At 46.3% G+C, this 15,677-nt stretch carries 13 protein-coding genes; 10 read left to right on the top strand and 3 right to left on the bottom strand.

The features are described 5' to 3' along the window. Positions 1-15: 15 nt before the first annotated feature. From pstA to phoU, 3 genes are read left to right on the top strand one after another with little or no spacing between them, the layout of a single operon-like run. The gene (gene pstA / locus NAF29_RS10880; RefSeq protein ID WP_251261589.1) at positions 16-1,665 is read left to right on the top strand and encodes a phosphate ABC transporter permease PstA; all 1,650 of its coding nucleotides are present in this window, start codon (positions 16-18) and stop codon (positions 1,663-1,665) included. A 28-nt stretch (positions 1,666-1,693) separates the two neighbouring features. Beyond that, positions 1,694-2,512: a phosphate ABC transporter ATP-binding protein PstB gene (gene pstB / locus NAF29_RS10875; protein ID WP_251261588.1), complete on the top strand. Its 819-nt coding sequence runs from the start codon at positions 1,694-1,696 to the stop codon at positions 2,510-2,512. 33 nt (positions 2,513-2,545) lie between these two features. Continuing rightward, positions 2,546-3,259 (top strand): phosphate signaling complex protein PhoU, encoded by a 714-nt coding sequence (gene phoU, locus NAF29_RS10870; protein WP_251261587.1) that lies wholly within the window; start codon positions 2,546-2,548, stop codon positions 3,257-3,259. A gap of 53 nt (positions 3,260-3,312) precedes the next feature. Here phoU and ppk2 read toward each other — a convergent pair whose 3' ends face one another. Then, a complete protein-coding gene (gene ppk2, locus NAF29_RS10865; RefSeq protein ID WP_251261586.1) occupies positions 3,313-4,116 on the bottom strand; it encodes a polyphosphate kinase 2 in 804 nt (267 codons plus the stop codon). Between the two features lie 594 nt (positions 4,117-4,710). Here ppk2 and aceB point away from each other — a divergent pair. Continuing rightward, positions 4,711-6,309 carry a malate synthase A gene (gene aceB, locus NAF29_RS10860; RefSeq protein ID WP_251261585.1) on the top strand — a complete coding sequence of 533 codons (1,599 nt, stop codon included), beginning with the start codon at positions 4,711-4,713 and terminating at the stop codon, positions 6,307-6,309. A gap of 77 nt (positions 6,310-6,386) precedes the next feature. Then, entirely contained in the window at positions 6,387-7,700 is a 1,314-nt protein-coding gene (aceA, locus tag NAF29_RS10855) for an isocitrate lyase (protein ID WP_251261584.1), read from the top strand. Between the two features lie 71 nt (positions 7,701-7,771). Here the strand turns inward: aceA and NAF29_RS10850 are convergent, their stop codons facing one another. Both NAF29_RS10850 and NAF29_RS10845 read right to left on the bottom strand, forming a co-directional pair. Further along, on the bottom strand, positions 7,772-8,374 hold the full coding sequence (locus tag NAF29_RS10850; protein WP_251261583.1) for an ACP phosphodiesterase: 603 nt from the start codon (positions 8,372-8,374) through the stop codon (positions 7,772-7,774). Positions 8,375-8,877: 503 nt separating this feature from the next. Then, a complete protein-coding gene (locus tag NAF29_RS10845; RefSeq protein WP_251261582.1) occupies positions 8,878-9,306 on the bottom strand; it encodes a CBS domain-containing protein in 429 nt (142 codons plus the stop codon). A gap of 254 nt (positions 9,307-9,560) precedes the next feature. On the opposite strand from NAF29_RS10845, the gene NAF29_RS10840 reads away from it, so the two are divergent. The 5 genes from NAF29_RS10840 (at position 9,561) to secD (ending at position 15,676) form a co-directional block, all read left to right on the top strand. Then, positions 9,561-11,147 (top strand): S1 family serine peptidase, encoded by a 1,587-nt coding sequence (locus tag NAF29_RS10840; protein ID WP_251261581.1) that lies wholly within the window; start codon positions 9,561-9,563, stop codon positions 11,145-11,147. 78 nt (positions 11,148-11,225) lie between these two features. Further along, positions 11,226-12,272, top strand: coding sequence for a tRNA preQ1(34) S-adenosylmethionine ribosyltransferase-isomerase QueA (gene queA / locus NAF29_RS10835; RefSeq protein WP_251261580.1), 1,047 nt, complete (start codon positions 11,226-11,228; stop codon positions 12,270-12,272). A gap of 35 nt (positions 12,273-12,307) precedes the next feature. Then, positions 12,308-13,453: a tRNA guanosine(34) transglycosylase Tgt gene (gene tgt, locus NAF29_RS10830; protein WP_251261579.1), complete on the top strand. Its 1,146-nt coding sequence runs from the start codon at positions 12,308-12,310 to the stop codon at positions 13,451-13,453. Between the two features lie 15 nt (positions 13,454-13,468). Beyond that, a complete protein-coding gene (gene yajC, locus NAF29_RS10825; protein WP_251261578.1) occupies positions 13,469-13,804 on the top strand; it encodes a preprotein translocase subunit YajC in 336 nt (111 codons plus the stop codon). 21 nt (positions 13,805-13,825) lie between these two features. Continuing rightward, entirely contained in the window at positions 13,826-15,676 is a 1,851-nt protein-coding gene (gene secD / locus NAF29_RS10820; RefSeq protein ID WP_251261577.1) for a protein translocase subunit SecD, read from the top strand. The last annotated feature ends 1 nt before the right edge of the window (position 15,677 follow it).

The following is a 15,677-nucleotide window of genomic DNA, read 5'->3' as shown; positions in this document are numbered from 1 at the left end:
TAAAGGTATAATAAAATGAATAGCTGGTTTAAATCAGGTAATCCTTGGGTTTGGATGACGGCAGGGGCTGTGAGCCTCAGCTTGGTCGCTGTACTTGGATTACTGTTGTTGATTGCATGGCGTGGTTTGGTGTTTTTCTGGCCATCAACCATTCATGAGTTTGAAGTGAAAGATATGAACGGTCAGGTCGCCACTGTTGTGGGCGAGATTCATGACCGCGAATTGGTGCCGGTTTCACAGTTGCGAGAATCGGGTCGAGTGATGTCCGGTGAAGCTGGCGACATGGTCACGCGTTACTTGGTCAAAACCGGTAACCGTGAGTTTGTTGAGTTGGACTTCCGTTGGATCTTAGAAACCGACATTGAATCTCAAGTACAGCCGCAAAACCTTGCTGTGATTGAACGAGTGAAGGGCGGTAACTTCTACGGTGAAATTGCCCAGGTGCTGCAAGACGGTCAACCTGTGACAGTTGATCTGCGAGAGGCGCTTCAGCAAAGCATCGATCGCAATAAAGAGCTAGCCGCTCAAATGAGAGATGTTCAGTACGGCGACATCGGTGGTATTAACCATGAGCTAGAGCGCATTCGTTTGAAAGAACGTGGTGACGAACTCAAGGGCAAGCTGGATGACGCCCGTATTGCCGACTATCAAGCTCAGCGCGATAGCTACCGCGACGAATATTTAGGTTATGAAAAAGAACTATTTGCTCTGCGTGCAGAAATGGAGCGCGACGCCATAGTGGTGCGCGATATGCGCGGTGAGCTAGTTACCTTGAATATGAAGTATGTGTTGGATGCGAACTATCCAAATGACATGGGCTTCTTCTCAAAACTTGGACATTGGTTTGTACAAGTAGGTAAGTTCATCACCAATGAGCCTCGTGAAGCCAATACCGAAGGTGGGGTGTTCCCAGCAATTTTCGGCACCGTATTTATGGTCATGTTGATGGCCGTCATTGTGACGCCATTTGGTGTGGTTGCGGCAATTTACTTGCATGAGTATGCGGGCAAAAATGCACTGACTAAAATTATTCGTACAGCGGTGATTAACCTCGCCGGTGTACCGTCTATTGTTTACGGTGTATTTGGTTTAGGTTTCTTTGTGTATGTTCTTGGTGGCAGCATTGATGAGCTGTTCTATGCCGAAGCATTGCCATCACCAACGTTTGGTACGCCGGGCATGATTTGGTCAGCGTTGACGCTGGCAATCTTAACCTTGCCAGTTGTGATTGTTTCAACCGAAGAAGGCTTGTCACGCATTCCTTCGTCGGTGCGACAAGGTAGCTTGGCGCTAGGCGCAACGAAAGCAGAAACTTTGTGGCGTATTATTTTGCCGATGGCATCGCCGGCAATTATGACCGGTTTGATTCTGGCCGTAGCACGAGCTGCGGGTGAAGTGGCACCACTGATGTTGGTTGGCGTTGTGAAAATGGCACCCACACTCCCAGTGGACGGGAACTTCCCATTTGTTCACTTAGACCGTAAATTTATGCATTTAGGCTTCCACATTTATGATGTTGGCTTCCAAAGTCCTAACGTTGAAGCCGCGCGTCCGTTGGTTTATGCAACATCATTCTTGTTGGTAACGGTGATTGTCGGTTTGAACATCACGGCCATCGGCATTCGTAACCACCTACGTGAAAAATTCCGCTCGCTTGAGCACTAACAGCGTATTTGATTAGAGGAAATTCCTAGTGATCACTGTGACTCCAACAGGCTCAGTAGCCGAGCAGAGAGACTTACATAACTTATCTGATGCAGAAACTGCATTGGAAATAAAAAACCTGAACCTTTATTACGGTAACAAGCAGGCGCTTTATAACGTCAGCATGAAGATTCCTAAAAACCAGGTGACAGCCTTTATTGGCCCGTCGGGTTGCGGTAAATCAACGCTGTTACGTTGTGTGAACCGCATGAATGACTTGGTTGATATTTGTAATATCGATGGTGAGATTTTACTCAACGGCCAAAATATCTATGACCGCAAGGTGGATGTTGCTGCTTTACGTCGTGAAATTGGAATGGTGTTCCAACGTCCCAATCCATTTCCTAAAAGTATCTACGAAAATGTGGTTTACGGACTACGTTTACAAGGGATTAAAGATCGCCGTCAACTAGATGAAGCTGTAGAACGCTCGCTACGCGGCGCAGCTTTATGGGAAGAAGTTAAAGATCGTCTAAATGACAACGCATTTGGTTTATCGGGTGGTCAGCAACAGCGTCTCGTGATTGCGCGTGCCATTGCGATTGAGCCTAAAGTATTGTTGTTGGATGAGCCAACTTCGGCATTGGATCCAATTTCAACCTTGACCATTGAAGAACTTATCAATGATCTTAAGTCGCAGTATACGGTTGTGATTGTAACGCACAATATGCAACAGGCAGCGCGAGTGTCAGATCAAACGGCATTTATGTACATGGGTGAGATGGTTGAGTATTCAGATACCAACACATTGTTCACAACGCCTACGAAGAAAAAGACCGAAGACTACATTACGGGTCGTTACGGTTAATTGTTGCACTAGAGCTGAATTAAGGAGTATTACGTGGAAACAGGTAATCTAAATAAACATATTTCTGGTCAATTTAACGTTGAACTAGAAAACGTCCGTAGCCAAGTACTGGCCATGGGTGGATTAGTTGAGCAACAACTAGAAAATGCACTGTTAGCCAGCAACACAGGGGATAAAGACCTCGCCCGTGAAGTCATTGAAAATGACCGTAAAGTTAACGAGCTCGAAGTTAATATCGACCAAGAGTGTGTGCGTATCATCGCAAAGCGCCAACCTACGGCAGGTGACTTGCGTTTGATGATGGCCATCATTAAAACCATTACCGATTTAGAACGTATTGGTGATATGGCTGAGCACGCAGCTCAAACCGTATTGCATGCTGACCGTAGCTTACCTGATGTTGTTCAAGTGAATCTAGAAGCCTTAGGTGAACAAATCATTCGCATGTTGCGAGATGTGCTAGACGCGTTCGCACGTATGGATGCTGATGCAGCCTATCGAGTTCATAGCCGCAGTAAGAAAGTAGATTCTCTGCACGAAGGTTTAGTGCGCCAGCTGCTGACCTACATGATGGGTGACTCCCGCTCAATTCCATTCATGTTGGAAGTACAACTTGCCAGCCGCTCGCTTGGTCGAGTGGGTGATCATTGTAAGAATATTGCGGAATATATTATCTACTTTGTGAAGGGCACCGATGTGCGTCATACTTCACCTGAAGAGATTAAGCGCCTACTCAAGCAAGACTAAAATAACGATAGTCTGCGATAAAGCCCTGCAAACGCAGGGCTTTTTTTTGCCTATTAATACTTGTCAGGCACAAAGGTTTGTTCGGTTCTGGGGGAGCGAACATACCCTGTTTTATCGATCTCGGGCAGTGAGATCGACTCTTGCGCGATAGGTTGATAGGGTACCTGTTGAATAAAGTGGCTAATACAGTTGAGGCGCAAGCGCCGCTTATCATCGGATTCGACCACATACCAAGGAGACTGTTTGGTATCTGTGTACTTGAACATGGTGTCTTTGGCTTGCGAATATTCGGCCCAGCGTTCGCGTGATTGAAGATCCATTGGCGAGAATTTCCAACGCTTCATTGGGTTGGTGATCCGCTCTTTAAAGCGTTTTTCTTGCTCTTCATCGCTTACAGAAAACCAATACTTCACCAGTATAATGCCAGACCGAATAAGCATGCGTTCAAACTCAGGGCAAGAGCGCATAAACTCTTCGTATTCATCATCTGAGCAAAACCCCATCACACGCTCAACGCCTGCACGGTTATACCAAGAACGGTCAAACAAAACGATTTCACCAGCGGCGGGTAAGTGGGGTACGTAACGTTGGAAGTACCATTGAGATTTTTCTCGCTCGGTTGGAACCCCCAATGCAACCACTTTACAGACACGAGGATTGAGCTTTTCGGTAATCCGTTTGATGGTGCCGCCTTTGCCCGAGGCATCGCGACCTTCAAAAATTACAGCGACCTTTAGCCCTTCGTTTTTGACCCACTCTTGGAGGTGGATCAGCTCTACCTGAAGTTTCTCTAACTCATTTTCATATTCTTTCTTTTTGAGTTTGGGTTTGGTGTCTTGCTTGTGGTCGATTGACATAATCCCTCTTTCATCTCGTAAACGTGATCCATAACCGTGTTATTAGCATGTAAAAAAATCGGCATTTGGGCAACTTATTTAGCATCTATATAGTTTTAGAGTCGAAACTAGTGGGTGCTTTTTACCCTTTCACGATTCTTCTCGTTTTTAAGATTAGTCCGTTTTGTCGCTAAATTTGTTTAAAACTCGTTCAGCGGTGTACTGCGTGTGACCGCTTATCCCCGCACTTTCAATCTTTTCACCCCTCTTTTAAACGTATGAACAGTCAGTTGGATTGGTGTTTATGTTTGAAGTCATTCGAAATTAATTTGAATAAATGTAATTAAATTACGTAATTAAAATTCTTTTTATAATTTGTATTGCAAGTTTAATGGTGCCGAATTATAACCGAAAGCAGATAGAGTAATTGCTCAAAACAACCATTTGAAACATTGTTAATGACAATGCAGTGTTTATATAAAGGGTTTTTTGTGTTTTTAGAACAATGTTCCGAACAAGCAAACTACGACTAAAGCACAATGGTTAAATGTTCTGGTCGTGCTATTTGTTAAATGTAATTGTAGTTATTTAGAAACAAATGAAATTGAGGTTTTTATGAACATACATCGCCACGCACTAGACATTCGAGCTGAAGTGACTCAAGCCCAGCAAGAAATTCTGAGCAATGAAGCGATGTTATTTGTTGCAGACTTAGAACAGTTATTTGGTACAAGCCGATTGCAGCTCTTAGAGGACCGCGCTGAGCGCCAGTCTCGAATGAATGCAGGTGAACGACCTGATTTTTTGCCCGAGACTCTGCATGTAAGACAAAGCGATTGGACGATCAAAGGCATTCCAACGGATTTACTTGATCGTCGAGTTGAAATAACGGGCCCGACAGATCGCAAGATGGTCATTAATGCTTTGAATGCCAACGTCAAAGTATTCATGGCTGACTTTGAGGACGCGTTGTCACCCACTTGGGATCAGTTACTCGATGGTCAAATCAATTTACGAGACGCCAATCTCGGTACGATTGAATACACCAGTCCTGATGGTCAAAAGCATTATTCACTAAACCCAGCCCCAGCGTTACTGATTTGCCGAGTACGCGGGTTGCATTTGCCTGAAAAGCATGTGCGGTTGAATGGTCGAGAGATTAGCGGCAGTTTTTTTGATTTCGCCTTGTATTTTATTCACAACTTTAAAACGCTAATTTCCAATGGTTCGGGGCCATATTTTTACTTGCCGAAGCTTCAAAGCTATCAAGAAGCGCGGTTATGGAATGATGTTTTTAAATACACGGAGCGCCGCTACGGTTTACCGGTGGGCACCATTAAAGCCACGGTATTGATCGAAACGTTGCCGGCTGTGTTTGAAATGGACGAAATTTTATTTGAACTCAAAGATCACATCGTGGCCCTCAATTGTGGGCGATGGGATTATATCTTTAGTTACATCAAAACGTTACAAAATCATCCTGATCGAGTACTGCCCGACCGCCAAGGCGTGACCATGGATCAACCATTTCTCAGTGCGTACTCACGTTTGCTGGTGCAAACCTGTCACAAGCGCGGTGCCATGGCTATGGGAGGTATGTCAGCTTTTATTCCAAGTCGAGACCCACTCAGAAACGAATGGGTGCTTGGTAAAGTCAGGGCTGACAAGCAACTTGAGGCATCCAATGGACACGATGGCACGTGGGTCGCACATCCAGGGCTTGCTGATACGGCGATGCAGATATTCACGGACGCATTTGAACATAACAACACCCATCAACTGAACGTGAAGCGACATGATCATGAAGTTGTAACTGCAGATATGTTGCTCGCACCGTGTTCAGGCGAGCGCACTGAAGAAGGCATGAGAAGCAATATTCGCGTGGCATTGCAGTACATCGAAGCATGGCTTTGCGGCAATGGTTGTGTGCCAATTTACGGTTTGATGGAAGATGCCGCCACCGCAGAAATATCTCGCACTTCAATATGGCAGTGGATTCGTCACGGAAAAACCTTGTCCAACGGACGTTTGGTGACTTTCGAACTGTTTCAAGACATGTTGGCCGAAGAATTATTGGTGGTTCGTTCTGAAATTGGAGAGCAACGGTTTTGCAACGGTAGGTTTGCCGCCGCTGCGGACCTACTCGAACGAATTACATCTCAAGATGAACTAGAAGAATTTTTGACTTTGCCCGGTTATCAATTGCTCGATTAAAGCATTGAAACCTCTATACCCACGAATAAGTGCCCGCAGAGGTGCTAATAACAACTCCAATAATAAGTGAGGATTTTATGTCTCTGACCCGTGAACAACAAATAGCCGCAATTGAACAAGATTGGAACACTAACCCGCGCTGGGAAGGCGTTACACGCACCTACAGCGCCGAGGACGTGGTCAATATGCAAGGCTCATTCGTGCCGAGAAATGATTTAGCTCAGCGCGGTGCCGACAAGCTTTGGTCGCTGGTCAATGGTTCTTCAAAAAAAGGGTATGTGAACTGTTTAGGTGCTCTGACAGGCGGACAGGCGGTTCAGCAAGCAAAAGCTGGCATTGAAGCGATTTATTTGTCGGGCTGGCAGGTAGCAGCCGATAATAACTTGTCGTCAACGATGTATCCTGATCAGTCGTTATATCCAGCAAACTCGGTACCTGCTGTGGTTGATCGTATCAACAATTCGTTCAGTCGAGCGGATCAAATTCAATGGTCAAATGGTGTGAGCCCCGATGACGACAATGGCACTGATTACTTCTTACCTATTGTTGCCGATGCCGAAGCCGGCTTTGGTGGCGTATTGAATGCCTATGAATTGATGCGTGGCATGATTGAAGCGGGAGCTGCGGGTGTTCACTTTGAAGACCAACTGGCTTCGGTGAAAAAGTGTGGGCACATGGGCGGTAAAGTATTGGTTCCGACGCAAGAAGCGGTACAAAAGCTTATTTCTGCTCGTTTAGCGGCCGATGTAGCGGGCACTTCGACCTTAGTCATTGCACGGACGGATGCAAATGCCGCTGATTTATTGACGTCTGATTGTGACCCATACGATTCTCCTTTCATCACAGGTGAGCGCACTGCTGAAGGGTTCTACCGTGTGAACGCGGGGATTGATCAAGCTATTTCTCGTGGTTTAGCTTACGCCCCTTATGCGGATCTGATTTGGTGTGAAACCGCCACGCCATGTTTAGAAGAAGCAAAGAAATTTGCTGACGCAATTAAGGCCAAGTATCCCGATCAACTGTTGGCTTATAACTGTTCTCCCTCATTTAACTGGCGTAAGAACTTGGATGACGCAACCATTGCCAAATTCCAGCAAGCGTTAGCGGATATGGGTTACAAATATCAGTTCATTACTTTGGCAGGTATTCATAATATGTGGTTCAACATGTTTGAACTGGCTCATGCGTATGCTCAAGGTGAAGGCATGAAACACTATGTTGAGATGGTGCAAGAACGCGAATTTGCCGCAGCTTCGAAGGGATATACCTTTGTCGCGCATCAGCAAGAAGTGGGAACGGGCTATTTCGACAAAATGACTAATATTATTCAAGGCGGAAAATCGTCTGTTACAGCCCTAACAGGCTCTACAGAAGAAGCTCAATTTTCATAATTAGAACCGTGTTCTGTTCGGGGCGGCATTTGCCGCTTCGGTAGTTCAGCCTCGTGCACTTTTGGGCAACTTTATGTTGCCCTTTTTTGTGCCTGAAGAGAATGACCATGCACTAAGGTTTGAATGAGCACGCGATAGTCATCGAAGCAAGCCCGATGAAGTTCATTGGAGTGATGTCGCAATACTGACTCACCAATAGCTCTGAGGTTTACCGGTCGTTTTAGGCGTTGGCTAATTTGCTCAAGCGCCTTGAGTATTCGCTCTTCACTTTGGTATTGGCACAGCCAGTCATATTGAATCATTCGGGCCCTCACTTGGCCATATTTTGGCCATTGTTCAAACCCAGTTAATAAATTTTTGTAAGCCATTTGGCTGAATTCATTGAGTGAACGTGGGTCGAATTGAGGCCATCGAGCGGCAATAATATGGTCCATCAGCATATCGGTAACGATGCCTAAGTACCGTCGCTGCCCTTGTTGGTAATCGACTCTAATGCTGACAAGATTCGGCAAATTGGCGCTAAGTTGGTCAACTTTTCGATGAATACGAATGCCTTCAACGATGGACGCATCGATGCTTGAAAACTCGGAACCACGCACGAAGTCGCCCAACAGCGCTCCGGTAAAACTGGTGCGTGTTTGATCGGCAATGTGAAAATGCGCTAGAAAATTCATAACACCCCGTATTGATTACACTCAGTATACAAGACCCATGTTCATTATGAATATTGAAGGTATTTTATGAGGGACGAATTTTAGACAAAAAAAACCAACGCATTAAGCGTTGGTAAAAAGAAAAAGCTTCAATAACATTTGTGATTCACAAAATCACTAGGGGGGAACTCAAAACCGTGAACTGCCGTTTCACGGTTTTAAGATTACTTCTGGCTGTACGAAAAGTGATAGCGTTTCGTAGCAGGTGCTAAAGAGGTGGTAGACTCTCCAGCTGCCGATATTTGGTCGCTGGCGAGCACTTTACTGAAAATTTTAACTAAAGGTTGCATGTGCTTTCGCTCCATAAGATGTTTCGATGGAGTGAATAATAGTGTGACCTGTATCACATGTCAACGGTAATTTGATATTAAATTACGATTTAGTCTGTTCTAACACTCGTTAAGTGTGATTTGTGTCGGGTTAATTGCGTCTATCAAGTGAAATTGTGTAATTAAATTACATAATTACTCGTCATCGAGCTCTACAGGTTCCACATCTTCAATCATTTCGATCAAATTAATTGCGACTTCAACAAAATCACTCGCTGTCACCAATCCCACTAATTTGTTGTGTTCAATCACAGGAAGGCAACCATATCGCTGACGTTTGAGTAAACGTGCACCTTGTTTGATCCCTGTTTTTGGACTGATCGTATATGGATTAGTCACCATAATTTGATCTAAAGTGATCAAATCGTGCTCCGTATTGTGCATGCCGCCGGTGGCAAGTACGTCACGATGGCTGACCAGCCCTAGCAAATGGTGAGCGTCGCTCACGATAGGAATGTGGCGAATCGGATGTTCAGCCATTAAATGCTTGGCTTCTGCGAGGCTTGAATTGGCTTTGAGTGTGAACAGCGTGGTGTTCATGATCTCTTGTATTTGAGTTGCCATAGGCCTTCTCCCAGTCTTAAGTTGAACGAATCGTGTATCGATCGTATTAAAAGAAACATGTTGAGATAAATTTCAGGTCTTGTTGCGAGGTCTCAGGGTTGCGGGAAACCTCTCACCATCTGTCACATGTGTCCGTTATCATGTATTCAGATTAAGCCTGAGCATTTGTAACAAATTTGATTTGTTGCAATAAAAACCCCGATTATTCGTTCTACCTATGACGAAGTACTCAAAACTAGATCCATGAGTGTTATATGAATATTTTAAAGTCCCTCAGTATTACGATTGTTTTGATAACAGCCGTATTCACGACTTGCAAAGCAGCTGCATCTGCGCAAGAGATCATTGGCGGAGGGGCGTTTGATGGCGCAACGACACCGTGGATGGCATCACTCTCTTATATAGGAAGAAACGGACGCTTTATAAATCAACCTCAACACCTCTGCGGAGGTTTACATATTGCCCCGCAGTGGATCTTAACGGCGGCCCATTGTGTTTATGGGGAAGGTTTTCGCGCTGATGAGTTGGGCATTATCATTGGAATAGACGATCTAGACCAAGTAAGCCGCTCCAATGTACTTCGTATTAGTCAATTTATGATCCACCCCGATTACAATGCCGACACACAAGACAGCGACGTGGCATTGATTCGCTTGCAGGCTAGTGCGTCAAATACCGATTTTGCTCAGCTCAGCGATAATGCTCTGACTGATCAGCTGCAATCGGGAGCGCTGATGACCATTGTGGGATGGGGTGAGATTGATGATAACGGCACCGCCGAATCTCAGTTGCAAGGTGCAACTATTGATTACGTGTCACCTCGAACCTGTATGAGCGACTTTAGAAGCGTGGGGCTTTCGGTTACTGACACCATGATTTGCGCGGGAGGCACTGGCACTGGTACTTGTTTTGGTGACAGTGGCGGCCCAATTTTCGATGACCAAGGCGTTGCGCATGGGATTGTAAGTTGGGGCGTCAATTGCCAAGCTGATTTTGCTTCAGTATTCAGCCGTATCGCAAGCTTTCGCACTTGGATTAACAGCTCCATTGCCGGTGTCACTGCATTGTCGCCTCAATTCTTTGGTGTGTTGCCTGAAGGTGCCGAGTCTAGCCAACCTATCATCATTTTAAATAATGGCAGCTCGGTCAGCACCATATCTGATGTGTCACTCCAAGGTGACGGCTACAGCATTTCGAACAATGATTGCAGTAGCGCCATCTTAGCTCAAGGTGATGAGTGCAGTGTGAGTGTTCACTTATTAGCTACCGATAGCAATTTAGACGATGGAGTGTTGATGGTCTCAACATCCACAGGCGATATAGCCGTTCGACTGACCGCTCATATCGCTGAGTTGAAAAACTTTGATGATGAAATAGTACCTGATGGTATTGATGTGTTTACCTATGGCCGCTTTGGTTTTAAGCAAAGCAATGGCACGTTGCAGGCGAACTTAACCGGATCTGTTGATAACCAAACCGAATTACTATTTCAGGCTGTTCAAGCCGGAACATTATCTTTTGTTGTGAACCTAAGTGGAGACTCGCAGCAATTGTTGACTGTGGGGGCTTTGAATGCAGAAAGTAGCCAATCACTTGGGTTAAGCAGCTCTGGTGAACGAGTCAGCACAACACTGGCCAAAGACGAAGTGCTTCAGGTCACGTATCAAGTGGGTGACGATGCCGGCACAGCAACTATTTCAAGCATTATTTTTGAATCTGATGAGCCTATCGAACCCACGCCAGAGCCGTCATCCAGTTCGTCTTCCGGTGGCGGCGGAGCGTTTAGTTTTGGACTATTGCTGATGCTTTACGGATTAGGCTGGTGCCGTCGCGCCCACTAATTACTCTCCTGACTTGATTCGAGCGCAGGCCGGCTCTAGACTAGCCGGCCTTAATATATCGCTGAATCGGAGTTATTGATGAAGGTTGCCGACTTTTCATTTGAGTTACCAGACGAATTGATCGCTCGGTATCCACAACCTGATCGTTCTGCAAGTCGATTGCTCACGCTCGATGGCAACAGTGGCCAACTTCAACACAAAAAATTCACCGATTTGGTGGGCTTAATTGCTCCCGGCGACTTATTGATTTTCAATGACACGCGTGTGATCCCCGCACGCGCGTTTGGGCGTAAGGCTTCTGGCGGCAAGCTCGAAGTGCTGGTGGAGCGTATTGTCTCTCCGCAGCTTGCGTTAGCCCATGTTAGAAGTAGTAAATCACCCAAGCCTGGTTCGGAAATTATTCTAGAAGATAAGGTTTCAGCGCAAGTGGTGGGTCGCCAAGATGCATTATTTGAACTGCAATTGGCGGATCATCTGACATGGCTCGATGTACTCCATGAGATTGGTCACATGCCGCTGCCGCCTTACATTGACCGTCCGGACGAAGAAAGCGACCGCGAACGCTACCAAACGGTTTATAACGACAAGCCCGGTGCGGTAGCTGCCCCAACCGCAGGTTTGCATTTTACCGATGAACTGATCGAGGCAATTAAAGCCAAGGGCGCAAACGTTGGTTTTGTGACTTTACATGTGGGCGCTGGTACATTTCAACCCGTCCGAGTAGAAAGCATAGAAGAGCATGTGATGCATTCCGAATGGGCCGATGTGCCTGAATCGACCGTTGAATTAATCACGCAAACCAAAGCCAATGGCGGCCGAGTGATTGCGGTCGGTACAACCTCTGTGCGTTCACTTGAATCAGCGGCGCAGGCCAGCATGACTGAGGGCGGAGCCCTTCAGCCGTTCTGCCAAGACACCAGCATCTTTATTTATCCGGGTTATACATTTCAATTGATTGATGCAATGGTGACGAACTTTCACTTGCCTCAGTCGACTTTGATCATGTTAGTCAGCGCTTTTGCAGGCTATGATCACACCATGCAGGCCTATCAACAGGCTGTTGCAGAACAATATCGATTTTTTAGTTACGGGGATGCCATGTTCATTACCCGTCAAACTCAATAACCGCATTGGACTGTATTTCCGATTAGCGAGGTTTTATGAAATACGAACTAATAAACACCGACGGCAAAGCGCGCCGAGGCCGGCTAACGTTTGACCGAGGTGTTGTAGAAACGCCAGCGTTCATGCCGGTTGGCACGTACGGCACTGTAAAAGGTATGACGCCAGAGGAAGTCACCGAGACCGGGGCTCAAATTTTGCTGGGTAACACCTTTCACCTCTGGCTTCGTCCGGGCGTCGATATCATAGAGAAGCATGGTGACTTGCATGACTTTATGAATTGGCAAGGCCCAATCTTAACCGACTCAGGTGGGTTCCAAGTATTTAGCTTGGGCGATATTCGTAAGATCACAGAAGAGGGCGTTGCCTTTCGTTCGCCCGTCAACGGTGACAAGATTTTCTTAACTCCAGAAGGGTCGATGGACGTTCAAACGTCTCTGGGTTCAGACATTGTGATGATTTTTGACGAGTGTACGCCATACCCCGCAACATTCGATGAAGCTAAAACGTCGATGGAAATGTCATTGCGTTGGGCCAAGCGTAGCCGAGATCAGTTCGACAAGCTCGAAAACCCCAATGCACTATTTGGTATTATTCAAGGCGGTATGCACGAACCCTTGCGTGAAGTGTCGCTTGCAGGGCTGACCGACATTGGATTTGATGGTTATGCTATTGGTGGATTGTCTGTGGGGGAACCCAAAGAAGACATGATTCGCATATTGAATCACACCACCCCCTTGATTCCTGAGGACAAGCCCCGATATCTGATGGGAGTAGGAAAGCCAGAAGACTTGGTAGAAGGTGTTCGACGTGGCGTTGATATGTTTGATTGCGTGATGCCGACCCGAAATGCCCGAAATGGCCATTTGTTTGTGTCTGATGGTGTGGTAAAAATCCGCAATGCCAAACACAAAGATAATTTGGGGCCTTTAGACCCAGAATGTGATTGCTATACCTGTAAGAATTACAGCACTTCGTACCTACATCATTTGGACAAGTGCAATGAGATCTTAGGCTCACGCTTGAACACCATTCATAACCTGAGATTTTATCAGCGTGTGATGCAAGGTTTACGTGATGCCATTGAGCAGGGTAAATTAGACGACTTTGTCGCAGACTTTTATGCTCGCCGGGGACGTGAAGTACCGTCGCTGGAAGCTGAACCTAATTCAACAAGTAACTAAAGTAAGGAAGTATTCATGAGTCTTTTTATCGCCAATGCATGGGCACAAGACGGAGCAGCTGCTCAAGGTGGTGGTATGGAATTGATTTTCATGCTCGCTATGTTCGCCGTGATTTTCTATTTCATGGTTTATCGCCCTCAAGCAAAACGAGTGAAAGATCATAAAACGTTGGTCAGCTCGTTGAAGAAAGGTGAAGAAGTTCTCACCAACGGTGGACTGGTAGGTAAAATTGTTAAAGTCACAGACGAGAAAGATTTTGTGATTGTTGCTTTAGCTGAAAACCTCGAAGTTACAGTTCAGAAAGGTGCTATTTCTGCGTTGTTGCCTAAAGGGACGATGAAGTCTCTATAACCAACTCGGCAGGAGCCGATTGTGCTGAATAAAAACCCAATTTGGAAAACGCTGATGGTGATCTTCGTGGTCGCCGTTTGTGCGTTGTATGCGTCACCAAACTTATATGGTGAAGATCCAGCCGTACAAATCTCTGCAGCTCGCGGTGCGACCGTAGAAGCAGGTACGCTGGACAAGGTTAAACGTACCTTGGACGCTCAGAGTATTGATTACAAAGCTCTGTCGCTACAAGACAATCAAATCGAACTTCGTTTATTGAATGTGGACCAGCAACTGCCGGTACGCGAACTCATTTCCGAAGCGCTTGGTGATCGTTATGTTGTGGCATTAAATCTTGCTCCAGCAACACCCGACTGGCTCGCCAGTGTAGGTGCTGGACCCATGAAGCTCGGTTTGGACTTACGCGGTGGTGTGCACTTCTTGATGGAAGTGGACATGAAAGCTGCGATTGCTAAAACCGAAGAACAAATGGTTCAGGATTTTCGCAGTGACTTACGTGAGGATGGTGTGCGTTATAGCGCTATCCGCCAGCGTGCAGGCGAAGGTGTAGAGATTCGTTTTCGCGATGAAGATGGCCGCGATGAAGGTACGCGTAAGTTGCAACGTCGCTATCCTGGATTAGTGTTTACTGATGCCAGCAACGATACCGACACAGTCGTGACAATGAGCGAAGCGAAGCTCAAAGAAGCGCGTGACTATGCTGTTCAGCAAAACATCACCATTATCCGAAATCGTGTCAATGAATTAGGGGTTGCAGAACCATTAGTTCAACGCCAAGGTGCAGACCGCATCGTTGTCGAGCTACCGGGTGTGCAAGACACAGCACGAGCGAAAGAGATTCTTGGCGCAACCGCAACGCTTGAATTCCGTATGCAAGACACGCGAGGCGATGTTCGAGCCGCAGAAGCGGGTCGAGCAGTGCCGGGTAGCCGATTATTCTATGACCGCGATGGTCGTCCGGTATTGTTGAAAAACCGAGTAATCTTAACCGGTGACCATATTGTTGGTGCACAATCGGGCTTCGACGAATACTCTCGTCCTCAGGTGAATATTTCACTGGATGGTAAAGGCGGCAACAAAATGGCCGCATCGACCAAGGATGCGATCGGCGAGCCAATGGCAACTGTATTTATTGAATACAAGCCAACAGATAAGAAAGATGCAGACGGCAAAACCATTCTTGCCAAGCATGAAGAAGTGGTGAACGTTGCCACTATTCAAGCGCGTTTGGGGCGTAGCTTCCGTATTACCGGCATTGGTTCTCAAGCAGAAGCACATAACCTTGCATTGGTATTGCGTGCGGGTGCTTTGATTGCGCCGATTCAGATCGTTGAAGAGCGAACGGTTGGGCCAAGCATGGGTGCTGAAAACATCGAGCGCGGTATGGCGTCTATTATGTACGGCTTGTTCGCAACCATTGCCTTCATGCTGTTCTACTACCGTGGTTTTGGTATTGTTGCAAACCTTGCCTTGGTGATGAACCTTGTGCTGATTGTGGGTGTGATGTCGATGATCCCTGGGGCCACCTTGTCGCTTCCCGGAATTGCAGGTATCGTTCTGACTATTGGTACTGCGGTTGATGCCAACGTTCTTATCTTTGAGAGGATTCGAGAAGAGCTAAGAGCGAAACGCTCGGTTCAGCAATCGATTAATTTAGGCTACGGTAACGCATTGTCATCCATTGCGGATGCAAACATCACCACCTTTATTACCGCTGTCATTCTGTTCTCATTCGGAAGCGGGCCAGTGAAAGGCTTCGCCTTAACCTTGGCAATTGGTTTGGCAACATCCATGTTTACCGCTGTGATTGGTACGCGTGTGATTGTTAACTCTGTTTGGGGCAATCGTCGCCTCGACAAACTACCAATTTAAG

Origin of the sequence: Echinimonas agarilytica, from assembly GCF_023703465.1 — a bacterium.
Classification (GTDB): Bacteria; Pseudomonadota; Gammaproteobacteria; order Enterobacterales; family Neiellaceae; genus Echinimonas; species Echinimonas agarilytica.
The sequence above is the reverse complement of the archived record's forward strand: the minus strand, read 5'-3'. Positions and strand labels throughout refer to the sequence as shown.